The sequence below is a fragment of the Streptomyces sp. JH34 genome, assembly GCF_029428875.1.
Classification (GTDB): domain Bacteria; phylum Actinomycetota; class Actinomycetes; order Streptomycetales; family Streptomycetaceae; genus Streptomyces.
Genome location: NZ_JAJSOO010000001.1, coordinates 664,782 through 687,715, shown reverse-complemented (window position 1 = coordinate 687,715; position 22,934 = coordinate 664,782). Strand labels below are relative to the sequence as shown.

The window sequence follows — 22,934 nt, the reverse complement described above, 5'->3', positions numbered from 1 at the left end:
AGCGAGTCAGTATCGGCAGGTCGGGCCCGGGTGTCAACGCGAGGAAGGCGCCCGGATGTGACATCACCGTCGCCCTGATGCGGAATCCTTCGGCGGGTACGGACGTTGGACTCGGCATGACGGACATCGAACCCGCGCGCGAGGCGCTGCTCCGGCTCGTCGGGCAGCACGACGGCGGAGTGCTGGTCACCCTCAAGCGTGACGGCCGGCCCCAGCTGTCGAACGTCAACCACGCCTACTACCCCGACGAAGGGGTGATCCGGGTGTCCATCACCGAGGACCGCGCGAAGACCCGCAACCTTCGCCGGGACCCACGGGCCGCCTATCACGTGACCAGCGACGACCGGTGGGCGTGGACCGCGGCCGACGTCACGGCCGAGCTGACGCCGCCCGCCGCCGACCCCCACGACGCGGTCGTGGAGCAGCTCGTCGCGCTCTACCGCGACGTCCAGGGAGAGCATCCCGACTGGGACGACTACCGTCGCGCGATGGTCGAGGACCGCAGAGTGGTCCTGACCCTGAGGATCGAACACGTCTACGGCCAGCCGCGTGCCTGACGCGACCGTCAGGACGACACCCGCGACACGGCTCCAGGGGGCGCACGAGTGATGCTCCGTTCACCGCGCCGCCCTCGCCCTGTCGTACTCCCCGACCATAATGAGACGACACCGACTCCCTCAGGAGATGTTGTGACCGGCGCCGACAACCAGCCCTCGCTCCGTACGAGACTCCGCTCACTGCGCCCCGACGCCTTCGGGGCGGACCCGGCGGGGGCACGGATGGAGCGGATCCGCCGCTCGCCGAACTTCGCCGACGGAGTGTTCCAGAACCCGGAGGGGGCCCGGACCAGGCCGTCCGGCTCCATGCTCGAATTCGCCAAGGTGTACTTCCGCAAGGAGGAGCGGGCCCGCAGGTCCCCGCTCGGTACCGTGCCCGTCCACGCCACGACCCTGGCCGACCTGGCCGCGCCCCCGGCATCGGGCCTGCGGGTGACCTGGCTGGGCCACTCCAGCGTGCTCGTCGAGATCGACGGCCGCAGGGTGCTGTTCGACCCCGTCTGGGGCGAGCGCTGCTCGCCCTTCGCCTTCGCCGGGCCCAAGCGGCTGCACCCCGTCCCCCTGCCGCTCGCCTCGCTCGGCCCCGTGGACGCCGTCGTGATCTCCCATGACCACTACGACCACCTGGACCTGCCGACGATCAAGGCCCTGGCAGGGACCGACACGGTCTTCGCGGTACCGCTCGGTGTCGGTGCCCACCTGGAGCGATGGGGAGTCCCCCCGGACCGCGTCCGCGAGCTCGACTGGAACGAGACCACGCAGATCGCGGGCATCGGCCTGACCGCCACCCCCGCACGCCATTTCTGCGGTCGCGGGCTGCGCAATCAGCAGCACACGCTCTGGGCGTCGTGGGTCGTCACGGGCCCGGAGCACCGGGTCTACCACAGTGGGGACACCGGCTACTTCTCCGGTTTCGAGGACATCGGGGCCGCGCACGGGCCCTTCGACGTGACGATGATCCAGGTCGGCGCCTATTCGGAGTACTGGCCCGACATCCACATGACACCGGCCGAGGGCCTGCGGGCGCACCTGGACCTCCAGGGCGGCGCGCCGCACGGGGCCCTGCTGCCGATCCACTGGGGAACGTTCAATCTCGCCCCGCACCCGTGGTCGGAGCCCGGTGAGTGGATGAAGGACGTCGCCGACGAGGCGGGCCAGGCACTGGCCCTTCCCCGTCCGGGCGAGCCGTTCGAACCGGCGGGGAAACTGCCCTCGGACACCTGGTGGCGTGCCGTGGCGGCGCCTGCCGCACACCCGTGGCGTCGCTCTGCGGTGGCGGAGACGGCGCCGGTGCGGCGGGAGGAAGTCGACCTCGCGGGCGAGCGCTGAGGGAAGAAGCCGCTGCCCAGCGTGCAGGGATCGTTGCGCATCGTGTCCGAACCGCGCGTGGGAGGGCCGTCTGCCTGTTCGCACCTGAGTGCGGTGATCGACGGATGTTCACGAGCTTGTCGGCGCCGTTCCGTCACGGGTAACGGGCATGGAGTGGCCGGTCGCGCCCGAAGGTGTCAGGTCCGCGCGCTCGGTCGCCCTCCGCCACGCGGTCCTGGAAGTCCTGTTCCCGGTCTGAGAGGTTGCAGACGGAACCCCTTCACAGGGGCTGGGCGGACGGCCCCTGCGGGGAGCGGAGTACGAGCAGGGTGATCTCGCTGGGGGCGAAGACGCGGAACGGCGGGCCCCAGAAGCCGGTGCCGCGGCTGGTGTAGAGGAGCGTGCGGGCGCCATGGCGGCTGAGGCCGGCGAGGGCGGGCTGGTCGATGCGGACCAGGTGGTGGAAGGGCCAGATCTGGCCGCCGTGGGTGTGGCCCGAGAGCTGCAGGTCGACGCCGCCTGCCGCGGCCCGGTCGACGAACTTGGGCTGATGGGCCAGGAGCAGGACGGGCAGGTCGGGGTCGGCGCCGCTCAGGGCTCCGGCGAGGCTGGCGCGGTGGCCGGCCAGCCCGGAGGACTCGGCGGTGACGTCGTCCACGCCGGCGACCACGAGGGTGTCACCGCCGCGTTCCAGCAGCAGATGACGGTTGCGCAGCGGCTCCCAGCCCAGCTCGTCCATCAGGTCGACCCATCCCTGGGCCTCGCTGTAGTACTCGTGGTTCCCGGTGACGTAGACCCGGGCCCGGGTGGCTCGCACGGTGCCGAGCGGAGCGGCCTGGGCGCGGCGGCGTCCGGCCGTGCCGTCCGCGATGTCGCCGGTGTGACAGACCAGGTCGGCCTCCAGGGTGTTGACCTTCTCGCAGACCCGCGCCGACCAGCGGGCGCGGTCGAGCGGGCCGTAGTGCGTGTCGGTGATGAGAGCGACGCGCGTGCCGTCCAAGCCGGCTCCCAGGCGCGGGAGTCGTACGTCGAGACGGCGCACCCGTGGCACCCGGCGGGCCTCGGCGTACCCCCAGGCGAGCAGTACGAGGGTTACGCCGAGGACCACGAGAGTGACGATCCGGGCCCGGTTCTGCCCGTCGCCCACGCCGGTCACGGTCAGGGCGAGGCGCAGCAGGACGCCGAGCAGGAGCGACCAGGTGAACAGCACCCAGCCGGCCCCGAGGAGAGTGTCTCCGACGATCGCCGCCCAGTCCTGCTGTCGCCGGCCGTGGCCGCGCGCCATCGCGAGCGGCATGGCGATCAGGCCGAGGACGAACAGGGCGGTGCCGCCCACTGCCACGGGGAGCGGCCAGTGCTGGCCGGCGTGCAGCAGTACCCAGCAGGGCACAACCCACAGCAGGACGGGGGCGATCAGGGGGATGTAGCGCATCAGGCGGTGCAGCCGACTCTGCCGGGTGGCCTGCGCCGCACCGTCCACGGACCGGGTTTCGCTGGTGTCGGTCACGCTTCCCCCTGTTCACGTAGCCGGACTGCCGACGCGCGCACTGTACCCGGTCGTTGCGGTGGCCTGAGCCGGAGCTCCGGAGTGCCGACGGCGGCCTCGGTGAGGATCTCTTCGGCCGTCCTGGCCCAGGTGCGCGGGCCTGGGCGGTCAGGCCGGTGGGACCGCGGTCACGGGCGCGTCCGGCGGACCGGGGCTCTCAGACGGGGTAGGCGTGGGTCTGCGTCGCCTTCACCGTCGCCCAGACCGGCGCGCCCGGACGCAGATCGAGTTCCGCGGCGGCCATGGTGGTCAGGTCGGCGGCCAGACGCAGCTCCCCGGTCAGGTCCGCGCGGATCTGGTCACCGTGGGTTTCCAGGCCGGCGATCTCGCAGTGCCAGAGATTGCGGGCGCTCGTACCGACGGGGCGGTCCCTGTGGAGCGTGACCGCGCTCGGTGGGAATGCCACGAAGACCGGCCCGGACAGAGCCTCCGAGGTGGTGAGGGGGGTCCCGGCGCCGAGGCGGACGGTGTGCCCGTCCGCCGTGCCCTGGTACAGGTTCAGGCCGACCAGTTGGGCGATGTAGTCCGTGCGCGGACGGCGGGCGACGTCGGACGGCGCGCCCTCCTGGACGACTTGGCCGTCCTCGATCACGACCAGCCGGTCGGCCAGCACCATGGCGTCCAGGGGGTCGTGTGTGACCAGCACGGCGACGGCCTCGAAATCGGCCAGATGCCGCCGGAGCTGAGAGCGGACCTCCAGGCGGGTGCGGGCGTCCAACGCCGCCAGCGGCTCGTCCAGGAGCAGCAGCCGTGGTCGGGTGGCCAGCGCGCGGGCCAGGGCGACCCGCTGGGCCTGGCCACCGGACAGTTTGCGTGGCTTCGCGCCCATGTGGTCCGCGAGCCCCAGCCGGCCGAGCCACTCGGCGGCCTGTTCCCTGGCCGACGCCTTGGTCACGCCGTGGCAGCGCGGTCCGAAGGCCACGTTGTCCAGGGCGGAGAGGTGCGGGAAGAGCAGGTAGTCCTGGAAGACGACGCCGACGGGGCGGTACTCCGGCGGCTTACGCTCCAGCGCGGTGCCGTCCAGTCGCAGATGCCCGCCGGTGAGACGTGTCAGACCCGCGAGGGCGCGCAGGGCGGTGGTCTTGCCCGCGCCGTTGGGTCCCAGCAGGGCGACCACTTCGCCGGGGGCGGCGGTCAGTGCCACGTCGAGACGGAAGGCGCCGCGCTCGACGACCAGGCGGGCGTCGAGACCCGCCTCGGACAGGCCGGCGCGGGAGTCGCGGGAGCGCCGGGTGCCGTGGGCGTCGCGCGCCTCGTGGGTGGATTCCGGGGTGTCGGTCATCCTGCTGTCATCCAACGGTCGCGCAGGCCGGCCAGCACCGCGACGGACACGGCGAGCAGGACCAGGCTGAGGGCGATGGCCGCCTCCGGGTCGCTCTGCAGGGCCAGGTACACGGCCAGCGGCATGGTCTGGGTACGGCCCGGGAAGTTCCCGGCGAACGTGATCGTCGCGCCGAACTCGCCCAGGGCGCGGGCCCAGGCGAGCACGGCGCCGGCCGCGATCCCCGGCGCGATCAGCGGCAGGGTGACCCGGCGGAACGCGGTGAAGCGGGAGGCGCCGAGCGTTGCGGCGGCCTCCTCGAACCTGGGGTCGGCGGCGCGCAGTGTGCCCTCCACGCTGATGACGAGGAAAGGCATCGCGACGAAGGCCTCCGCGATCACGACTCCTGTCGTCGTGAAGGGCAGGGTGATCCCGAACCAGTCGTCGAGGGACTTCCCGATGATGCCGTTGCGCCCGAGGGCCATCAGCAGCGCCACACCGCCCACGACCGGTGGCAGCACGAGCGGCAGTGTGACGAGGGCCCGTACGACGCCGCGGCCGGGGAATTCGACGCGGGCCAGCAGCCAGGCCAGGGGTACACCGATCACCAGGCTCACCGCGGTGGCGGCCGTGGCGCAGATCAGGGACAGCTGGAGCGCCTGCCACACCTCGGCGCCGGTCAGCAGCTCGGGCAGGCTGCGCCACGGAGCTCGTACGAGCAGCGCGATCAGCGGGACGATCAGGAACGCGAGGCCGAGCAGCGCCGGCAGCAGCAGCGGCAGTGGCACCCCCCGGCCACGGCCCGTCCGGGCACGCCGGCGCCGCGGCCCGCCCTTGGGCGAGCCCGCCGCTGCGCCTGACGTGTCCAGTTCGGTCACGGCTTCAGGAACCCGGCCCCGGCCAGGACCTCCTGGCCCCGGGAGGACCGCACGAAGGCGATGAATGCCTTGGCTCCTTCGGCGTTCCCGGAGTCCTTGAGCTGGACGATCGGGTAGTCGTTGACGGCCTCGGCGGACTCGGGGAATTCCACGCCCTCCACCTTGTCACCCGCCGCGTGCACATCCGTCTTGTACACGATGGCCGCGTCGGCCTCCTTCAGCTCGACCTTCGTCAGGGCGGACTTGACGTCCTGCTCGTACGAGACGGGGGTGAGCTCGAGCCCGGCGGCGTCGAGGGCCTTCCGGGCGGCGGCGCCGCAGGGCACCTCCTTGTCGCAGAGGACCACCTTGAGACCGGAACCGGCGAGGTCCTTCAGGGAGGAGACCTCGTCGGGGTTGCCCGGCAGGGTGGCGATCTCCAACTGGTTGCGCACGAAGGTGGCGGCTGCGCCGGCCGCGCCCCCCGCGTCCGTGACGATCTTCATCGTCCTGGGGCTCGCCGAAGCGAACACATCGGCCGGGGCGCCGCCGGTGATGCCCGCCGCGAGGGAGTCGCTGCCGCCGAAGTTGAAGGTGACCTCCGTGCCGGGGTGCTCCTTCTCGAACTCCTCGCCCAGCATCGTGAAGCTCTCCTTCAGCGAGGCGGCGGCGAACACCGTCACTGTGCCGGACAGCTCGTCCGACGAGGAGCCGGAGGAGCCCGACGCCGACGAGGAGTCGTCCGACGACGAGCAACCGGTCAGGGCCAGCAGAGCGGCCGCACCTGCGCCGGCCACCCGCAGGGTCCGGCCCGTCGGGCGGGCGGTACGGGTCATGATGGGTCGCTCCCTCTTGTCCCTCTTGTGCTAGCTCTCGTCCTGGTGGACACGATCACCCGTGGTCCTTGTGAACCGGATGCCGGGCTGTGCCGCGGCGTCCCCGTTCCGGCGGGTGCGCCTGCGCTGATGATACTGCCGCAGATGCAAGGGGAAAGCCTCGTGTTGCTTTGCATGAGTAAGAGATGACCTCACCTTGGCTCGCATGTGCGTTTGTGCAGGGTGTGAGTCCGGGTACGGTCACCCCGGAGGCGGTACCCGTGGGCCGGTCCCTCGCGGCCGCCGCCACGACAGCCGGCCGGGCGTCGGAGGTCGCCGAACCTCGTCGACTTCCGCGACGGGTCGGAACGGACCGTCGACACGCGGACCGTCGGCACCGTCGGCACACGAACCGCCCACAGGCGGCCGGACGACCGCCTTCCTCGCCGCCGTCGCCTCCGGTGACAGGTCGCTCCTTCTCTCCGGCGCCGCGGAGAGCCTGGCGACGCACCGCGTCGTCCGGGCGGCCGAACGGGCGAGGACCGCCGGCACGGTGGTCGAGCTCGACGCCGAGGGCCACGTGCTGACGTCGGCTTGACCCCGGTCGTGTGCGGGCAGCCGGGCGGGACGCACGGCGGCCGAAGAGGCAGCCGGAGACGAACAGGGGTCAGCCGGGGGTCAGTTCGTGGAGGTGGGACCGGGCGGGATGTGCACCGTCATGATCAGATGACAGGTCGTGGTGCCCGAGCCGCGATAGGTGTGGGTCGCGTCGCCGTCGAAGGTGGCGGTCTGCCCGGCCTCCACGGAGTGTTCCGTGCCGTCGACGACCAGCGTCATCCGGCCCGAGGTGACGCTGAGGGTCTCCACGACCCCGGCCTGATGAGGGTGACTGGGGTACTCCTCGCCCGGCTCCAGCTTCCACCGCCAGACCTCGACGGGAGCCGCTCCCGAGGTCGTCAGCATGAGCCGGGCCTCGCTGCCCTCCGCACCGGCCCACAGCGGCATGACGGCGTCGGCCGACACCACGCGGACGCGGCCCTCCGCCGGCCCCTCCAGCAGAGCGGACACGGAGATGCCGAGCGTGTCGGCGAGACGGACGAGGGTGGCGAAGTTCGGATTGCCCTGAGCCTTCTCCAGGCCGACCAGCGCGCCCTTGCTGACCTTGGCACGCCGGCCCAGCTCGTCCAGGGACAGGCCTGCCCGTACGCGTGCCGCTCTGACGTTGCGCGCGAGCGTGCGCAGGGCTTCGTCCGCCTCGGGCATCTGATCACCGTCCTGATGTGTGGAGCACTGGAATGGACCGCTCGGTCGTTCGGTTGACAACGAACGGTCGTTTTATTGTACGGTTGAGTCGTTCCATTGTGACACCTCGGGAAGTTCCATGATTGCTCTGCTGCTGGCCCTGGGCAGCTCCCTCGCCTACGGGTGCGCCGACTTCCTCGGCGGCCTCGGTGCCCGCAAGGCACATGTGCTGCGCACCGTCATTGTCGCGGCTCCGGCCAGTCTGGTGGTCGAGCTGCTGCTGTGGCCCGTTCTCGGCGCGTACTTCACTCCTGCGGCCATCGGGTGGGGTGCGGCATCGGGCGTGGCCTCGGCCGCGGCGTTCGCCCTGCTCTACAGGACCCTCGCGATCGGCCCGATGAGCGTGCTGTCACCCGTGACCGCGCTGGTCTCGGCAGTGGTGCCGGTCGGCGTCGGACTGCTCCAGGGCGAGCGTCTCGGCCCGGCCGGACTCCTCGGTCTGCCGCTGGCGCTGGCCGCCGTGATGCTGGTCGGTGCCGGCCGTGGAGCGAGGTCGGCTCACGCCTCCCGCACCGCCTTGCTGACGGCCTTCGGCGCGGGCATCGCCATCGCCCTGCAGCTCGTCTTCCTCCACCAGGCTCCGTCCGGGAGCGGTGTCGCTCCGCTGATCATCGGCAGAGCGGTCTCGTCGGCCGCCGGCCTGACCGCGGCGGCCGTGATGTACCGCCGACTGGGCTCCGAGAAGCCCGCCTACGCGATCTCTGCCGCCGCGGGCGTGCTGGACTCACTGGCCAACCTGCTGTTCCTGTTCGCCGCCCGCGACGGCGACCTCGCCGTCGTCGCCGTGATCACCGCTCTCTACCCGGCCGCTACCGTCCTGCTCGCCCGCAGAGTGCTCGCCGAGACCATCCACCGGAGCCAGCTCGTCGGCCTGGGTACCGCGGCCGTCGCGGTCAGCCTGCTCGCCCTCACGTGACCCGCCGGACCACGACACCGGGAGAAGCACATGCTCATCCAGTCCTGGGACGCCGCCCTGGACGACGCCGAATGGCGACAATGGATCGCCGCCGGGCATGACTTCGGCATCCTCGGCGTCAACGGGCCGCCCGGTCAGGGCCCCGTCGCCGTCCCCACCCACTTCTGCACCGACGCGGGCCGGCTGCTGATCCACCTCGCCCGGCCCAACCCGGTCTGGAAGGCGGTGGAGCAGGACGCGAACGTCACGTTCACCGTCGTCGGCGACTACGCCTTCGTCCCCGGCCCCTGGCGTGCCGGGCCCGGTACGCCGCCCACCGACGGCGTACCCACCAGCTCCTACGCAGCGGTCCAGTTCATCTGCCGCGCCACCGTCATCGACGATCCGGTGGCCAAGGCCGAGTTGCTGGGCAGGCAGATGGCACATTTCCGACCCGACGGCGATCACGCGCCCGTCGACCCGGACCGGCCCCCCGTACGGGCGGATGCTGCCCGGCATCCGAGGGCTGGAGCTGGACGTCGTCGAGGTACTCGCCAAATTCAAGTACGACGACCACAAGCCGGTCGAGCACCGTACCGCCGTCGCTTCCCGCCTCGGGGAGCGTGGGCAGGGCCTGGACACACCGACCGCCCGTCAGCAGCTGCGACGTCTGGACCGTGTCGGTCCCTGGAAGCCCTGACCGCAACCGCCTCACGCACACGAGAACAGGACACCACCCCATGACCGTCTTCCGTATCCACCCGGACGTCGCCGACGCCTTCCCCGACACCCTCATCGCGCTCGTCACCGCGACCGGCCTGCGCGGACACGAACCCTGGCCCGAGGCCACCGCCGCTCTCGGACACCTGGAACGGCAGGCCGCCGACGGCACCTGGCAGCCCGCCGACGAGAACGACCCCCGCATCGAGGCATGGCACACGGCCTACCGTGCCTTCGGGACCAATCCCCGCCGCGTCCGCCCCAGCGTCGACGCCCTCGGCCGCCGCGTGGCCAAGAAGGGGACACTGCCGCGGATCAACCCCGCCGTCGACTCGTACAACGCGGTCTCCCTCCGCCACGGCCTGCCCGCCGGCGCCTTCGATCTCGCGCACGTCACCGGCGACGTCGACATCCGGTACGCCGACGGCAGCGAGGAGTTCACCCCGCTCGGCGAACCGGACACCGTGGAGAACCCGAAACCCGGTGAGATCGTCTACGCCGACACCAGCGGTGTCCTGACCCGGCACTGGAACCACCGCGACGCCCACCGCACGCGCGTCACCGAGGACAGCGCCCACGTCACCTTCGTCCTGGAGACCCTTCACGCGAGGCGCGACGGCCATCTCCTCGAGGCGGCCGCGCGGGAACTCCGGGAGCTGCTCCTCCCGCACGCCGGACACGCCGCGGTCCGGTACCTCGGCCCCGGCCGTCCTGCCGGCCGGGGCACCGCGGAGGCGTCAGTGTGACGCCAGCCAGTCCGCGTAGCGGGTGGGGGCGCGCGAGGCGTCGCCCTTGCCCGTGAGGACGTCCCCGCGGACGACGGCGAACATCCCGGCGGTGTCGTCGGTGACGACGGTCCGGCCGTTCGGACGGGCCGTGAGAGTGATCCTGCCGAGCTCGTCGAGCGGGAAGACCTCGGGTCCCGCGACGTTGTGGACGCCCCGCAGCGGACTGCCCACCGCGGCTTCGGCTACCGCGTCGGCGACCTCCTGGGCGGCGATCGGCTGGATCGGGGTGGTGGGCAGACGGACGGTGTCACCGTCGGCGGTCCAGCTCATGACCGCGTCCATGAACTCCATGAACTGCGTGGCGCGGACGATGGAGTACGGGACGGGTCCCGCCGCGAGCAGTTCTTCCTGCAGCGTCTTGGCGCGGTAGTAGTCCAGTTCGGGTACCTGGTCCACGCCGACGATGGACAGCATGACGAAGTGGCCCACGCCCGCCTTCCGTGCCGCCGCCAGCAGATTTCCCATCGACTGCCGGAAGAACTCCGGTGCGGCGTCGTCGAACGTCGGGGAGTTCGTCAGGTCGACGACGACGTCGGCCCCGGCGACCGCCTTCTCCACCCCCTCACCACTGATGACGTCGACGCCGGTCGACTTCGAAGAGGGCACCGCTTCGTGTCCGTCGGCCTTCAGCCTCTCGACGACCTTCGACCCGATCAGCCCCGTACCGCCGATCACCGCGATCTTCATGACTGGCCCTTCCGCCGACGGACGTCCTCGACCCCGTTGCGGGTCACCGGTCCACTGAAACACGCCGCCCTCCGGCGCGCACACGCTCCGTCGGGCCACGGACGGTTGAGCCCCGCCGCTCCTGGCGGACACTCCGTACGACTCGCTCGGGGCGCGCCGGGCCTACCCGGATGCCGTGAAGCGCCCCCGCCACAGGTCGCGGAGAAGCGAGATCTCGGCCATGTGATGGATGAATTCGAGGTTGGCACCCGCCAGCACCGAGACGAACGGATCGTCGGGGTCGGAGCCGTACGGGTACTGCGAGAAGCCGACCGTGTCGAGCTGCTCCTCCGTGACCGTGGCCACGCTGTCGCGCCAGCGGCCGGTCACGGCCCAGAACCGGTCGAGCGCCACCGACGCGGAAGGAGTGAAGTCGACCAGCAGCTTCGGATCCTGCCGCCGCTCACCGAAGGTCCACTCCCATTGGCCCGCGAGGCAGGAGTGCAGGTGCCCGAGCCGCCACGCGATGGTGGTCACGGGGGTGTCGTCGGGCTCCGGCTCACCGGTGTGGGCGAGGACCTGCTCGACCCGCTCGACGCTCACGCTCCAGTCATCGGCGATCCTGGACACCGTCATACCCCCGGCGGCCTGCCGGGCGACCTCGGCGTACTCGTTCGCCGGGATGTCCGGGGCGCCCTGGTCGAGCACCCACTCGCCCGGCCCGTACGCCCGGGGCGTCGACGCCTCGCTCCGGCGCCGGACCGACCAGGAGCCGGCCACCGGCTCCCACAGGAACTCCTCGTCACCCAGCCCCTTCAGCCGTACCCCGGCCATCTCCCTGGCCTGGTCGAACTGGCCGAGCAGCAGGTCCAGGCGGTCGGTCCTCGTGTCCCCTGCCATGCACGGCTCCCCTCGTGTGGTGGCTGCGACCCACAGCGCTCCGAGGAAGCTAACGGTTCGGGACCCGGGGCGCGAACGGTTTCCGGGCCGGGGCGAGGAGCGCCGGACTGCGGTCCTGCTACCGATTGGCCCAGGGGTCCACGGCCCAAATGGCCCTGGATGATGGGCATATGCACTCGTAGAGTCGTGTTCATGACCAAGAACACGGCCACCTCGAACCTCCCGCTGCTCACCCGTCACAACGATGCGGAGACCTGCGTCGACCCGAGCAGCACCATGCGTCTGCTCGGCGAGGCCGGTGACGGCGAGGGCGGTTTCACGAGCTACCGCTCCACCTTCGCCGAGGGGGCGGTGGGGGCACCGGCCCATTTCCACACCAGGGCGACGGAGCTGTTCTTCGTGGTCGGCGGAGCCCTGCGGGTGCTCGTGGGGGAGGAGGTGACGGTCCTGCGGGAGGGGGACTTCCTGGCGGTCCCGCCCCGTACCCCGCACGCCTTCGCCGCCGCCCCCGGCCTCACCGCTGACGTCCTGTTCGTGTTCGACCGCAGCATGGACCGCTTCGCGTACCTGCGTCTGCTCGGCCGGGTCATGCGGGGAGAGGCGGATCCGAAGGAGATCGCGGAGTCCGCCGAGCGGTTCGACAACCACTACGTGGAGAGTGCCGTCTGGCGTGCCGCGCTGGACGCCTCGTGAAGGACGACGGCGGCCGGGCGCCCGTGACGTGCGTGGTGGCCGGCTGGGCCCGGGCGGTCGCGCCGCAGGGGGCCTGCCCGCAGGCGAGAAGGGCATGCGTGCGCCGCCGACTATCGGGTACTCGGCAGCGCAAGACCTGACCGAGCAAAGAAGGGGTTGTTCTCCATGTCCTCCTCCCTCGTCGAAACCGTCGACATCAAGGCGCCCGTCAGCGTCACCTGGGCTCTGTGGAGCGACGTGACGCAGTGGCCGAAGTTCCTGAGCCACGTGCGACGGGTGGACCCGATGGACGACCGCCGGTTCTCCTGGCAGCTGTCCCTGCCGGGCGCCGACAAGGGCTTCGTCGCGGAGCTCACCGAGGTCGTCCCGCAGGACCGGATCGCATGGAAGACCATCGAGGGTGTGCATCACGCCGGCGTGGTCACCTTCCACCGGCTCGACGACACCTCCAGCCGCGTCGCCCTGCAGATCGAGTACGACCCCCGCGGATTCGTGGAGCACCTCGGCGCCCTGACCAATCTGGACTCGGCCCTGGCTAACTACGACCTGGGCGAGTTCCAGAAGCTGGCCGAGTCGACGGTGGCGGGTGACGGGCCCCGCGGTCTGTGACCACGGCACGTTCGTCCGTCCTGCCGGGGACGGCCCGCAGACGGTGACCGCCCGTGCGCCCGGGAAGGGCGGCACGGGCGGTCACGTCTGTCGCGGGAGCGTGACGGGCAGTCAGCGCCGGGACGCTGCCGCGGTCTCGGCTCCCCGGGTGACCGGACCGTCCGTGTCCGGGTGCCGTTCGAGCGGCGCCCCGTCCTTCAGGGCCTCCTCCTCCGCGCGCGCTTGGCGCGCGGTGCGCAGCGGTGACTGGGTCCATTCCGCGAACCACCAGACGCCGGCCACCACGCAGGACCAGAGGAGCCCGCTCAGTACCGCGCTCGGCCACGGTGCCCGTTCCCCCCATCGCTCCACAGCGGTCAGCACCACCCAGCCGCTGAGCAGCACGGTCAGAACTCGTACACGCCTATACCTGAACATCTCGGCCCGCTACCCGGTCCGAGCGGGATTACGCAGCGTCACCTCGAAAGAGTGCCGGTGTGTGTGCCGCCCTTCCGTCTCTTCCCGTGGAACGGGGGTTGTCGGCGGAAGTGGGAACAGGTGGGATGACCGCATGGAGAAAGCGCTTTCATCGCTGTCCGCCGAACCCCTGGCACCCTTCGACCACCTCGATCACCGCTACCGCGGCGAGAACCCGGTCCGCACGCTCGGCCATCTCTTCCGCCCCGACAGGGGCCGGCTGGCCCTGGCGGTCGCCATCTTCGTCGTGAAGCACAGCCCCATCTGGCTGCTGCCCCTGATCACCGCCACCGTCCTCGACGTGGTCGTCCAGCACGGTCCCGAATCAGGGATATGGAAGGCGAGCGGCGTCCTGCTGTTCATCCTCGTGATCAACTACCCGCTCCACCAGTGGTACGTCCGATGCCTCGCCGGCAGCATCCGGCGCATGGGCACCACCCTGCGATCGGCGCTCTGCCGCCGGATGCAGCAACTGTCCATCGGCTATCACTCACGGGTGAGTTCGAGCGTGCTGCAGGCCAAGGTGGTGCGTGACGTCGAAGCTGTGGAGCAGATGGTCCAGCAGAGTTCCGACATGGGACTCGGCGCGGTCGTCACGCTGATCGGCGGGCTCGTCGTCATCGGGGTCCGCGTGCCCGAGTTCCTGCCCGTCTTCCTCGTCGTGGTCCCCGCCTCCGGTTTCCTCGTGATGAAACTGCGGGGCCGACTGCGCAGTCACAACGAGTCCTTCCGCCGTGAGGTCGAGCAACTCTCCTCCCGGGTCGGCGAGATGACGTCCCTCATCCCCATCACCCGCGCCCACGGCCTGGAACGGACAGCGCTGGGCCGGGTGGACGGTTCGCTGCGGCAGGTGTTCGTGGCCGGGATGCGCCTGGACACGATCAACGGCCGCTTCGCGTCACTGGCCTGGGTCATCCTCAACACGCTCGGTGTGCTGTGCCTGACCGGCTCCGCTCTGGTGGCGTACCACGGATGGATGGCCATCACCCCCGGGGACGTGGTGATGCTCAGCTCCTTCTTCACCGTGCTGACCGGCTCCGTGACGACACTGCTGGGTCTGGCTCCCGTGCTCGCCAAGGGGCTGGAGTCCGTGCGTTCGGCGGGTGAGGTGCTGCAGGCCCCCGACCTGGAGAACAACGCCGGCAAGGCGCGGGTGGAGAGCGTCGTCGGCCGTATCGACTTCGAGGACGCCGGATTCGTGTACGAGGACGGCAAGCCTGCGGTCGACGGGTTCACCCTCTCGGCGAGGCCGGGGGAGACCATCGCGCTCGTCGGAGCGTCGGGCGCCGGTAAATCCACGGTGCTCAACCTGCTCATCGGGTTCATCAGGCCCACCTCGGGCCGCATCCTGCTCGACGGGACCGACATGGCGGGACTCGATCTCCGGACCTACCGCCGCTTCCTGTCGGTGGTGCCCCAGGAGTCGATCCTCTTCGAGGGCAGCATCCGTGACAACGTCACCTACGGCATGGGCGACACGGACGAGGAGACGCTGATGCGAGCCCTCCAGGACGCCAACGCGCTGGAATTCGTGGACCGCCTGCCGCGCGGACTGGACACGGTCATCGGGGAGCACGGGGCGCAGTTGTCGGGTGGTCAGAAGCAGCGCCTGGCCATCGCGAGGGCACTGATCCGCGACCCGAGGGTGCTGGTGCTCGACGAGGCCACCTCCGCGCTCGACAACCGGTCCGAGGCCCTCGTGCAGGAGGCACTCACACGGCTGGTGCACGGCCGGACCGTCTTCGTCGTGGCCCACCGGCTCTCCACGATCCAGGGGGCCGACCGCATCGTGGCCATGGAGGGCGGCAGGATCGCCGAGGTGGGAACCCACGAGGAACTGCTGGGCGCCGACGGTGTGTACGCGGGGCTGCAGCCCGCCCGGTCGAGGTGATGCGGGCGGTCCCTCCACAGGTCCGCTGCTGAGGGGGTGGGGGTGACGGGCCGGGGCGGCGGCCGACCACCGCTTCCCGGCCGGCCTCCGCCGGTGCGTCCAGAACGCCGGGAAGACCTACGGCTGCACGAGGTCGTACTCCGCCCACGCCTGACCGGAGCGTCGGCCCCGGCCCCCTCCCGGCCGGGGCCGTCAGGGACCGGGGAGACGGACGGTGCGCGGCGTCCGGTGCGTCCACGGGCGCCGGCTCACCCTCCGGAGGCCGGTGCGGAGGGATCCTGCCGGTGCCCGGCGGGTCTGCCCGTGCTTCCCCGGACCATGAGCCGCGGCGCGATCTCCGTGTACTCGGCGGGTGCTCCGCCCTCGATCTCCTGGACGAGCGCGTGCACAGCCGTCCTGCCGACGGCGGCGAAGTCCTGGTGGACGGTCGTCAGCGGCGGGATGAAGTTCCTGGCCTCGGGCATGTCGTCGAATCCGACGACGCTGACGTCCTCCGGGACGCGCCGACGCGCCTCGGTCAGAGCGCGCAGCACACCGAGGGCCATCTGGTCGTTCGCGGCGAAGACGGCCGACAGCTGCGGCTCCTCGGCGAACTTTCGCCCGGCGGTGTACCCGGAGTCGGAGTACCAGTCGCCGTGGACCGGCTCGGGCACGGGCCGGCCGTGGGCGAGCAAGGTCTCGCGCCAGCCCCGCAGGCGCAGTTCGGCGGAGTAGGAGTCACGGGGGCCGGCGACGTGGCAGACGGTGTCGTGGCCCAGTTCCAGGAGGTGCTCGGTCGCCAGGCGGGCACCCGTGAACTGGTCGGTGTCGACCACCGCGGACCGGTCGGCCGCCCGGGAGTCCACCACGACGACCGGAGTACCCCTGCGGAGCTGGGCCTCCGCCGTCCCGAGCAGGTGCGATTCGATGATGACGACGACACCGTCGACAGCCTGCTCTCCCAGCCGGTCGAGGGCGGCGCTCACATCGGCGTGCGTGGGGTGCGTCAACGGCATCAGGGTGATCGTGTAGCGCCGCTCCGTGGCCGCGGCGGCGACAGCTTCCAGGGTCCGCAGGTTGCCGTAGGACGTCAGGGTGAAGACGATGACACCGATGCTGCGGAACTGACCCGATCTCAGGGCGCGAGCGGCGCTGTTGGGGCGGTAGCCCAGCTCGCTCATGGCCGCCAGCACTCGCTCGCGGGTCGCGGCCCCCACGTTGTCGCGGCCGTTGGCGACACGGGACACCGTCTGGCCGGAGACGCCGGCCCGCCGCGCCACGTCGTCGATCGACGCCTCACGACGTGGCCGCCGCGCCTGCCCGGATCCTGCTCGCACGCCGTCCATGGCTCCCTCCGCGCGCCTACCGCCTGGTGGTACGTGAACCCGGCCAGGGTATGCGAGCGCGGGTCCCGGAACCGTGGTGCAACGAAGTCCGCACGCTCCCACCCGAGTTCACCCGCGCGAGGGTCGCGTGCAGAGGATCCGGCAGTCCCCGCATTCGCGCGCGCACGGATGTTGACGTCAACATCCGTGGCTGCCTACGCTCCTTCCGAAGCCGGTCCGGCCCTCCGGGGCGGGGTCCGGACGCGTCCCGCGGTGCCGCGGCAAGCCGTGTGCGGAGGGTCTTCGTCCTCCGGTCTCCGGGAGCGCTCGAACCGTGTGTGCGGGGAGGGGTGCTTCTGAACGCGCGGACCGTGGATCTCCCCGCGGTACGCCGTCGGCCGCTCAAGGGCCGATGCGGTCGGTCGACGGAAGACGTCGTGAGATCCACGGCGGACTCTGTTGAAACGTTACAAGACCGGTGACCGGCCCGGCGCGCCGGGCAGCTGGCTTCCCGTGCACCGGCGACCCCGCCGTACGGCACACCACCAGGCGCGGGACAGCTGTCCCGTGTGCTCGCAGGAGGATGGACCGGAATGACGAACGAATGCCGCGCCTGGCCGCTGCGCACCGACGGGATCGCCTACGGGGGTGACTACAACCCGGAGCAGTGGCCGGTGGACGTCCAGCTGGAGGACGTGGAACTGATGAAGGAGGCAGGTGTCGGCCTCATCAGTCTCGCCATCTTCTCCTGGGCGCAACTGGAACCGCGTGAGGGGCACTTCGAATTCGAGTGGCTGGACGCGGTGCTCGACCGGCTGCACGCGGCGGGCATAGGCGTCGCCCTGGCCACCGCCACCGCGTCGCCGCCCCCGTGGCTCACACGCGGGCACCCGGAGATCCTGCCCGAACTCGCCGACGGCACCGTGCTGAACCAGGGGTCCAGGCAGTCCTACGCGGTGTCCTCACCCGTGTTCCGCGACTACGCCTGCCGCATGACCCGCCGGATGGCCGAGCGCTACGGGGACCATCCCGCACTGGCCGTGTGGCACGTCGACAACGAACTCGGCTGCCATGTGCCGCACGACTACTCGGACGCCGCCGCCGAGGCCTTCCGCGCGTGGCTCCGCAGCCGGTACGGCACCGTCGAGGCGCTCAACGCGGCCTGGGGCACGGCCTTCTGGGCCCAGCGCTACGACTCCTTCGAGGAGATCCTGCCGCCGCGATCCGCCCCCACGTCCGTCAACCCGACCCAGCAACTGGACTTCGCCCGCTTCTCCTCCGACGAGCAGCTCGTCCACTACCGGGCCCTTCGCGACATACTGCGCGAGATCACCCCGCACGTGCCGACGACGACGAACTTCATGATGACCACTGCCAACAAGTGGGTGGACTACTTCTCGTGGTCCGGCGACATGGACGTGGTGGCCAACGACCACTACCTCGTCTCCCGCGACCCCGAGGCCCACATCGGTCTCGCGTTCAGTGCCGATCTCAGCCGCGGCGTCGCGGGCGGGGCGCCGTGGATGCTGATGGAGCACTCCACGTCGGCGGTCAACTGGCAGCCCCGCAACGGGGCCAAGCGCACCGGGGAGATGGTGCGCAACTCGCTCGCCCATGTGGCACGGGGCGCCGACGCCGTGATGTTCTTCCAGTGGCGGCAGTCCGCGGCGGGGGCCGAGAAGTACCACTCGGCCATGCTCCCGCACGCCGGGCGCGACTCCGACGTGTGGCGCAACACCGTGGAGCTGGGCCGACTGCTCCGGGCCCTGGCGCCGGTCAAGGGGAGCCGCGTCGACGCCGACATCGCCCTCGTCTTCGACTACCCCTCCTGGTGGGCCTCGGAGATGGAGGGCCATCCCACCCAGGCCCTCGGCTACCTCGACGAGATGATGCGCTGGTACCGCGCCCTGTGGCGACGCGGGGTCACCGTCGACGTCGTGTCGCCCCGGTCCGACCTCTCCGGCTACCGGGCCCTGGTCGTCCCCACCCTGTACACCGTCGACGACCAGGACGCGGCACGTATCGCCGAGGCCGCGCACGCCGGCGCCAGTGTCCTCATCACCTTCTTCAGCGGCATCGTGGACGAGCACGACCACGTCCGGCTCGGCGGCTACCCCGGTGCCTTCCGCGAACTGCTCGGGGTGCGCTCCGAGGAGTTCCATCCACTCCAGGAGGACGAGGTCCTCACCCTGGACGACGGCACGCGCGCCGATCTGTGGAGCGAGAACACCCACCTCGAAGGAGCCGAGGCCGTACGCACCTGGGCCGACGGGCCCCTCGCCGGGCTCCCCGCCGTCACCCGCAACAGCGCCGGCCGCGGCCACGCCTGGTACGTCGCGACCCGCCCCGACGACGACGGGGTCGCCGGCGTCGTCGACGCCCTCCTCACCGAGGCCGACGTGACGCCGGTCGTCACCGGCCTGCCGCAGGGCGTCGAGGCCGTACGCCGGCACGGCGACGACGGCAGCAGCTTCCTCTTCGTCGTCAACCACACCACCCAGGACGTCGACGTGCCCACCGCCGGCCGTGAACTGCTGCGCGGTCAGGACGTGTCGGAGCTGCTCACGGTGCCCGCGCTGGAGACGGCCGTCGTCGTCGAGCGCTGAGGTGCCCCGGCACCGATCGCGGACAGAGAGCGGGATGGCTGGAGCACGCATCCCGCGCCTCGGCTGAGACCGCGCGCACGATTCGCACGCAAGGTCGATGCCCGCACGTCCATGCGGAGTCGGCGACCGGTGGATTCGGCCGTCCGTGCGAGACGTCATACCAGAGCGGGACGCCCGGCGGGCAACTTCGACAACTGCACGCCGAGCATCGGCGATTGACGACTACCGTGTGTTGCCGGTGATCAACGGTGGGCTCCTATCGGTCGAGTCCGCCCCCAGCCGTTGACCCGGGCCTTACCGACCACCGTAGGTGTCACCACACGAATTGCCGATTCCTGGTGCCCCACGTACCGAGGACGAAGATGTCTCAACTTCGCGCAACCGAAGCGCGACCGGAACGCCGCGAAGGCGGACGGCACGGCCGGCCGGGTGGCCGTGCCCACTCGGCCGCGAGCCGGCCGCGCACCGCCCGTCCCGCTCCCGACGGCCGCCTGCGACCCCAGCTGATGCGCACGGCGCTCCTGCCGACCGTGGCTGCTCTCCTCAGCGGAGCCGCGGCCGTCATCTTCACCATCCGGGCCTCCGGGGTGCGCCCCTCGGGCAGCCTCCTGGCTGCACTCGGCGGATCCGGCGCCCTCGCCGTGGCGGCCGTGGCGGCGGCCTTCCTCGGAGCCAACCGTGTGTCCACCGGGGTGCTCGACCGTGCGCTAACGCTCCGGCGCACCGGGGCCCAGCACCACGCCGAGCTCCAGCGCCTCGTGGAACAGATCCGCGACGGCGAGCCCCTGCCGGCCCGCCGGGCCACGCCCCCCGCCGCCGCGGACGCGGATGCCTTCGACCTCCTCGCCCAGGAGATGAACCGCGCGCAGGACAGTGCGGTGGCGGCCGTCGTCGAGGCCTCGCAGCTGTTCCGCGGCAATGGCAACGAACAGAAGGTCGAGGTCTTCGTCAACCTCGCCCGGCGGCTCCAGTCCCTCGTGCACCGCGAAATCCAGATCCTGGACGAACTGGAGAACGAGGTCGAGGACCCGGACCTGCTCAAGGGCCTCTTCCACGTCGACCATCTCGCCACCCGCATCCGCAGGCACGCGGAGAACCTCGCCGTCCTCGGCGGCGCCGTCTCCCGGCGGCAGTGGAGCAACCCCGTGACCATGACGGAAGTGCTCCGCTCGGCGATCGCGGAGGTCGAACAGTACCCACGGGTCAAACTGGTCCCGCCGGTCGACGGCACCCTGCGCGGACACGCCGTCGCCGACGTCATCCACCTCCTCGCCGAACTCGTCGAGAACGCGACGGTGTTCTCCGCACCGCACACCCAGGTCCTGCTGCGCGCCCAGCGCGTCACCGCCGGTCTGGCCCTGGAGGTGGAGGACCGGGGGCTCGGTATGCCCGGCCCCGAGCAGAAGCGGATGAACACCCTGCTCGCGGACCCCGACCAGGTCAACGTCGCCCATCTGCTGCAGGACGGGCGCATCGGGCTGTTCGTGGTCGCCTCCCTGGCCCGCAGACACGGCATCGCCGTACGCCTCCAGAGCAACATCTACGGAGGTACACAGGCGGTACTCGTGCTGCCCGAGGTCCTCCTCGGCATCGACATCGAACCCACCACGGCCCCCGCAGCGGCTCCGGTCCCGTCACCCGGCGCCGCTCACCTGCCGCCCGCGCAGGCCGCGGTTCCCCTGGCCCCGACCCAGGTGGCGGCAGATCCGCCGGCACGGCTCGACCCGACTCCCGCTCCCGTGAGGGAGGGCCAGAGGGGCGGGCCCCCGCTGCCGCTGCGCGCCGAGCGCGTCGACCGGCCCAATCCCGCGGCGTCCCCCCCGGTCACCCGCCCCGTCCGGCCCCCGGAGCCCGTTCCCTCGCCGGTGCCCGCCCCCTCCGACGGCCCCTTCCCACCGGCCGGACCCGTCGAGTCCGCGCCGCCCACGACGGACACCACCGCGCCGGCCGCACCCGCACGTCCTCAGCTGCCCAAGCGCAGCAACCAGGAGCACCTGGTTCCGCAGTTGCGGGAGGCCCCGGTCCGGCGAACCGAGGACGAGAACGTCCTGCACGATCCCGGCCTGATGGCGGCCTTCCGGCGCGGAGTCGATCTCGCCGAGGCCCAGACCGCCGAAGAGCCGGAGACGACGGAACCCCACAGCGCAGCGGGTGTCGCACCCGCCGCCACCGGCCCCGCCCCGACCGTCGGGGCGCAACGGCCCCACGGCCTCGCCCCACTGCCCTTCCGGGCACCCACCAGCACGGCGACGGCAGGCTCGGAGCGGACCGGCCCGGGGCACCGGACCCCGCAGACACCCGAACCGGATCGCCGAACCCAGAACACCGTCAAGGAGTAGACGCATCATGACGAGCGAAATGCCGTCCGGTCAGGTCTCGGACCTCGACTGGCTGCTGAGCGGCCTGGTCCAACGCGTGCCCTACACACGCAGCGCCGTCCTCCTCTCGGCGGACGGACTGGTGAAATCCGTCCACGGGATGGACGCGGACAGCGCCGATCACATGGCGGCCCTGGCCGCGGGCCTGTACTCACTCGGCCGGAGTGCCGGTGCCCGGTTCGGTGACAACGGCGACGTGCGTCAGGTCGTGGTGGAACTCGACTCCACCCTCCTGTTCGTCTCGACCGCAGGCTCCGGCACCTGCCTCGCCGTCCTCGCGGGCCGCGAGGCGGACGCCGCCGTACTGGGTTACGAGATGGCCATGCTGGTCAAGAGCGTGCGCCCCTACCTGATGACGCCGCTCCGGCAGCCGGCCGGAGCGCCGTTCAGCCCGGGGCTGTGAGGATGCCGGCCCCGCAGGACGGGCCGTTGCTCGACGACGCGGCAGGCCGGCTCATCCGCCCGTACACCGTGAGCAACGGCCGTACGCGGCCGACCACCGTGCTCGATCTGCTCTCCCTGGTGATGGCGACGGGGAGCGATCCCCAGGTCCACCTCGGCCCCGAACACACCGTGGCCCTGGAACTCTGCGGCGGACCCACGTCCGTGGCGGAGATCGCCGCGCATCTCCGGCTGCCCGCCGTCATCACCAAGGTCCTCCTGTCCGACCTGGTCGACTGCGGGGCGGTCACCGCGCACGCCCCCGCCTTCCACGACATGCCAACCGACCGATCTCTGCTGGAGGCAGTGCTCGATGGTCTACGACGACAGCTCTGACAGCTCCGAATTCTTCCCCGTGGCCCTCAAGCTCCTGGTCGCGGGTGGGTTCGGCGTCGGCAAAACGACGTTCGTGGGCGCCGTCAGCGAGATCCAGCCGCTGAGTACCGAGGAGCTCCTGACGCAGGTCAGTGCGGCGACCGACAGTCTCGAAGGCATCGAGTCCAAGTCGGCCACCACCGTGGCCATGGACTTCGGCCGGATCACGCTGTCCGAGCAGCACGTGCTCTACCTCTTCGGTACGCCGGGACAGGAGCGCTTCTGGTTCATGTGGGACGAACTGTCCAAGGGCGCCCTCGGCGCGGTGGTGCTGGCCGACACGCGCCGGCTGGCCGAGTGCTTCGCGGCCGTCGACTTCTTCGAGCGGCGCGGCATCGGATTCATCGTCGCCGTCAACGAGTTCGACGGCGCCTACCGCTACGAACCGGAAGAGGTGCGGGCGGCGCTCGATCTCGCGCCCGAGGTGCCGGTCGTCCTCTGCGACGCCAGGATCGCCAGCTCGGGGACCGGGGCGCTGGTCACTCTCGTCCAGCACCTCATCAACGCCACGGCGCCCGCGCCACTCTCGGGCTTCGGAGCACATCCGTGACCTCGACGCGTCCGAG

Annotated in this window: 21 protein-coding genes and 1 pseudogene; 13 read left to right on the top strand and 9 right to left on the bottom strand. The window is 71.3% G+C overall.

Features of this window, described 5'->3' with window-relative positions; translation table 11 throughout:
* Nucleotides 1–116: 116 nt before the first annotated feature.
* Nucleotides 117–557, top strand: coding sequence for a PPOX class F420-dependent oxidoreductase (locus LWJ43_RS03245; protein WP_277330744.1), 441 nt, complete (start codon nucleotides 117–119; stop codon nucleotides 555–557).
* A gap of 132 nt (nucleotides 558–689) precedes the next feature.
* The gene (locus LWJ43_RS03240; RefSeq protein ID WP_277330743.1) at nucleotides 690–1,886 is read left to right on the top strand and encodes an MBL fold metallo-hydrolase; all 1,197 of its coding nucleotides are present in this window, start codon (nucleotides 690–692) and stop codon (nucleotides 1,884–1,886) included.
* A gap of 259 nt (nucleotides 1,887–2,145) precedes the next feature.
* On the opposite strand, the gene LWJ43_RS03235 is transcribed toward LWJ43_RS03240, so the two are convergent.
* The 5 genes from LWJ43_RS03235 to LWJ43_RS03215 all read right to left on the bottom strand — a co-directional run bounded on the left by LWJ43_RS03235 (nucleotide 2,146) and on the right by LWJ43_RS03215 (nucleotide 7,607).
* Complete coding sequence (locus LWJ43_RS03235; protein ID WP_277330742.1) at nucleotides 2,146–3,372, bottom strand: metallophosphoesterase; 1,227 nt, start codon at nucleotides 3,370–3,372, stop codon at nucleotides 2,146–2,148.
* A gap of 196 nt (nucleotides 3,373–3,568) precedes the next feature.
* Complete coding sequence (locus LWJ43_RS03230) at nucleotides 3,569–4,693, bottom strand: ABC transporter ATP-binding protein (RefSeq protein ID WP_277330741.1); 1,125 nt, start codon at nucleotides 4,691–4,693, stop codon at nucleotides 3,569–3,571.
* Complete coding sequence (modB, locus tag LWJ43_RS03225) at nucleotides 4,690–5,550, bottom strand: molybdate ABC transporter permease subunit (protein WP_277330740.1); 861 nt, start codon at nucleotides 5,548–5,550, stop codon at nucleotides 4,690–4,692. Before modB ends, LWJ43_RS03230 begins: the two co-directional genes overlap by 4 nt.
* Nucleotides 5,547–6,365 carry a molybdate ABC transporter substrate-binding protein gene (gene modA / locus LWJ43_RS03220; protein WP_277330739.1) on the bottom strand — a complete coding sequence of 273 codons (819 nt, stop codon included), beginning with the start codon at nucleotides 6,363–6,365 and terminating at the stop codon, nucleotides 5,547–5,549. Before modA ends, modB begins: the two co-directional genes overlap by 4 nt.
* 657 nt (nucleotides 6,366–7,022) lie before the next feature.
* A complete protein-coding gene (locus tag LWJ43_RS03215; protein ID WP_277330738.1) occupies nucleotides 7,023–7,607 on the bottom strand; it encodes a helix-turn-helix domain-containing protein in 585 nt (194 codons plus the stop codon).
* Between the two features lie 118 nt (nucleotides 7,608–7,725).
* On the opposite strand from LWJ43_RS03215, the gene LWJ43_RS03210 reads away from it, so the two are divergent.
* From LWJ43_RS03210 to LWJ43_RS03200, 3 genes and pseudogenes are all read left to right on the top strand, one after another.
* On the top strand, nucleotides 7,726–8,562 hold the full coding sequence (locus tag LWJ43_RS03210) for an EamA family transporter (protein ID WP_277330737.1): 837 nt from the start codon (nucleotides 7,726–7,728) through the stop codon (nucleotides 8,560–8,562).
* Between the two features lie 30 nt (nucleotides 8,563–8,592).
* Nucleotides 8,593–9,241: pseudogene (locus tag LWJ43_RS03205) on the top strand (FMN-binding negative transcriptional regulator).
* Between the two features lie 40 nt (nucleotides 9,242–9,281).
* Nucleotides 9,282–10,007 carry a B3/B4 domain-containing protein gene (locus LWJ43_RS03200; RefSeq protein WP_277330736.1) on the top strand — a complete coding sequence of 242 codons (726 nt, stop codon included), beginning with the start codon at nucleotides 9,282–9,284 and terminating at the stop codon, nucleotides 10,005–10,007.
* Here the strand turns inward: LWJ43_RS03200 and LWJ43_RS03195 are convergent.
* A complete protein-coding gene (locus LWJ43_RS03195; RefSeq protein ID WP_277330735.1) occupies nucleotides 9,999–10,736 on the bottom strand; it encodes an SDR family oxidoreductase in 738 nt (245 codons plus the stop codon). The genes LWJ43_RS03200 and LWJ43_RS03195 overlap by 9 nt on opposite strands.
* Nucleotides 10,737–10,898: 162 nt before the next feature.
* Complete coding sequence (locus LWJ43_RS03190) at nucleotides 10,899–11,615, bottom strand: DinB family protein (protein WP_277330734.1); 717 nt, start codon at nucleotides 11,613–11,615, stop codon at nucleotides 10,899–10,901.
* Nucleotides 11,616–11,807: 192 nt separating this feature from the next.
* On the opposite strand from LWJ43_RS03190, the gene LWJ43_RS03185 reads away from it, so the two are divergent.
* Nucleotides 11,808–12,308, top strand: a complete 501-nt coding sequence (locus LWJ43_RS03185) for a cupin domain-containing protein (protein WP_277330733.1) — start codon at nucleotides 11,808–11,810, stop codon at nucleotides 12,306–12,308.
* A 165-nt stretch (nucleotides 12,309–12,473) separates the two neighbouring features.
* On the top strand, nucleotides 12,474–12,917 hold the full coding sequence (locus tag LWJ43_RS03180; protein ID WP_277330732.1) for an SRPBCC family protein: 444 nt from the start codon (nucleotides 12,474–12,476) through the stop codon (nucleotides 12,915–12,917).
* Between the two features lie 111 nt (nucleotides 12,918–13,028).
* Here LWJ43_RS03180 and LWJ43_RS03175 read toward each other — a convergent pair whose 3' ends face one another.
* Nucleotides 13,029–13,301 carry a hypothetical protein gene (locus LWJ43_RS03175; RefSeq protein ID WP_277330731.1) on the bottom strand — a complete coding sequence of 91 codons (273 nt, stop codon included), beginning with the start codon at nucleotides 13,299–13,301 and terminating at the stop codon, nucleotides 13,029–13,031.
* A gap of 166 nt (nucleotides 13,302–13,467) precedes the next feature.
* Between LWJ43_RS03175 and LWJ43_RS03170 the strand changes: the two genes are divergently transcribed.
* A complete protein-coding gene (locus tag LWJ43_RS03170; RefSeq protein WP_277330730.1) occupies nucleotides 13,468–15,264 on the top strand; it encodes an ABC transporter ATP-binding protein in 1,797 nt (598 codons plus the stop codon).
* A gap of 248 nt (nucleotides 15,265–15,512) precedes the next feature.
* On the opposite strand, the gene LWJ43_RS03165 is transcribed toward LWJ43_RS03170, so the two are convergent.
* A complete protein-coding gene (locus LWJ43_RS03165; RefSeq protein ID WP_277330729.1) occupies nucleotides 15,513–16,589 on the bottom strand; it encodes a LacI family DNA-binding transcriptional regulator in 1,077 nt (358 codons plus the stop codon).
* Nucleotides 16,590–17,161: 572 nt separating this feature from the next.
* Here LWJ43_RS03165 and LWJ43_RS03160 point away from each other — a divergent pair.
* The 5 genes from LWJ43_RS03160 (at nucleotide 17,162) to LWJ43_RS03140 (ending at nucleotide 22,918) form a co-directional block, all read left to right on the top strand.
* The gene (locus LWJ43_RS03160) at nucleotides 17,162–19,174 is read left to right on the top strand and encodes a beta-galactosidase (protein ID WP_277330728.1); all 2,013 of its coding nucleotides are present in this window, start codon (nucleotides 17,162–17,164) and stop codon (nucleotides 19,172–19,174) included.
* A 362-nt stretch (nucleotides 19,175–19,536) separates the two neighbouring features.
* Complete coding sequence (locus LWJ43_RS03155) at nucleotides 19,537–21,513, top strand: sensor histidine kinase (RefSeq protein ID WP_277330727.1); 1,977 nt, start codon at nucleotides 19,537–19,539, stop codon at nucleotides 21,511–21,513.
* Nucleotides 21,514–21,520: 7 nt separating this feature from the next.
* The gene (locus LWJ43_RS03150) at nucleotides 21,521–21,955 is read left to right on the top strand and encodes a roadblock/LC7 domain-containing protein (RefSeq protein ID WP_277330726.1); all 435 of its coding nucleotides are present in this window, start codon (nucleotides 21,521–21,523) and stop codon (nucleotides 21,953–21,955) included.
* Nucleotides 21,956–21,957: 2 nt separating this feature from the next.
* Nucleotides 21,958–22,329 carry a DUF742 domain-containing protein gene (locus LWJ43_RS03145; RefSeq protein WP_277330725.1) on the top strand — a complete coding sequence of 124 codons (372 nt, stop codon included), beginning with the start codon at nucleotides 21,958–21,960 and terminating at the stop codon, nucleotides 22,327–22,329.
* Nucleotides 22,307–22,918: a GTP-binding protein gene (locus LWJ43_RS03140; protein WP_277330724.1), complete on the top strand. Its 612-nt coding sequence runs from the start codon at nucleotides 22,307–22,309 to the stop codon at nucleotides 22,916–22,918. Before LWJ43_RS03145 ends, LWJ43_RS03140 begins: the two co-directional genes overlap by 23 nt.
* The last annotated feature ends 16 nt before the right edge of the window (nucleotides 22,919–22,934 follow it).

What these genes read in the sequence shown, in the direction of transcription:
- LWJ43_RS03140 (WP_277330724.1), top strand. Translation starts at nt 22,307, where the DNA reads ATGGTCTACGACGACAGCTCTGACAGCTCCGAATTCTTCCCCGTGGCC.
- LWJ43_RS03200 (WP_277330736.1), top strand. Translation starts at nt 9,282, where the DNA reads ATGACCGTCTTCCGTATCCACCCGGACGTCGCCGACGCCTTCCCCGAC.
- LWJ43_RS03185 (WP_277330733.1), top strand. Translation starts at nt 11,808, where the DNA reads ATGACCAAGAACACGGCCACCTCGAACCTCCCGCTGCTCACCCGTCAC.
- modA (WP_277330739.1), bottom strand. Translation starts at nt 6,365, where the DNA reads ATGACCCGTACCGCCCGCCCGACGGGCCGGACCCTGCGGGTGGCCGGC.
- LWJ43_RS03160 (WP_277330728.1), top strand. Translation starts at nt 17,162, where the DNA reads ATGACGAACGAATGCCGCGCCTGGCCGCTGCGCACCGACGGGATCGCC.
- LWJ43_RS03210 (WP_277330737.1), top strand. Translation starts at nt 7,726, where the DNA reads ATGATTGCTCTGCTGCTGGCCCTGGGCAGCTCCCTCGCCTACGGGTGC.
- LWJ43_RS03165 (WP_277330729.1), bottom strand. Translation starts at nt 16,589, where the DNA reads ATGGACGGCGTGCGAGCAGGATCCGGGCAGGCGCGGCGGCCACGTCGT.
- LWJ43_RS03145 (WP_277330725.1), top strand. Translation starts at nt 21,958, where the DNA reads ATGCCGGCCCCGCAGGACGGGCCGTTGCTCGACGACGCGGCAGGCCGG.
- LWJ43_RS03170 (WP_277330730.1), top strand. Translation starts at nt 13,468, where the DNA reads ATGGAGAAAGCGCTTTCATCGCTGTCCGCCGAACCCCTGGCACCCTTC.
- LWJ43_RS03150 (WP_277330726.1), top strand. Translation starts at nt 21,521, where the DNA reads ATGACGAGCGAAATGCCGTCCGGTCAGGTCTCGGACCTCGACTGGCTG.
- LWJ43_RS03215 (WP_277330738.1), bottom strand. Translation starts at nt 7,607, where the DNA reads ATGCCCGAGGCGGACGAAGCCCTGCGCACGCTCGCGCGCAACGTCAGA.
- LWJ43_RS03245 (WP_277330744.1), top strand. Translation starts at nt 117, where the DNA reads ATGACGGACATCGAACCCGCGCGCGAGGCGCTGCTCCGGCTCGTCGGG.
- LWJ43_RS03155 (WP_277330727.1), top strand. Translation starts at nt 19,537, where the DNA reads ATGTCTCAACTTCGCGCAACCGAAGCGCGACCGGAACGCCGCGAAGGC.
- LWJ43_RS03195 (WP_277330735.1), bottom strand. Translation starts at nt 10,736, where the DNA reads ATGAAGATCGCGGTGATCGGCGGTACGGGGCTGATCGGGTCGAAGGTC.
- LWJ43_RS03230 (WP_277330741.1), bottom strand. Translation starts at nt 4,693, where the DNA reads ATGACCGACACCCCGGAATCCACCCACGAGGCGCGCGACGCCCACGGC.
- LWJ43_RS03180 (WP_277330732.1), top strand. Translation starts at nt 12,474, where the DNA reads ATGTCCTCCTCCCTCGTCGAAACCGTCGACATCAAGGCGCCCGTCAGC.
- LWJ43_RS03190 (WP_277330734.1), bottom strand. Translation starts at nt 11,615, where the DNA reads ATGGCAGGGGACACGAGGACCGACCGCCTGGACCTGCTGCTCGGCCAG.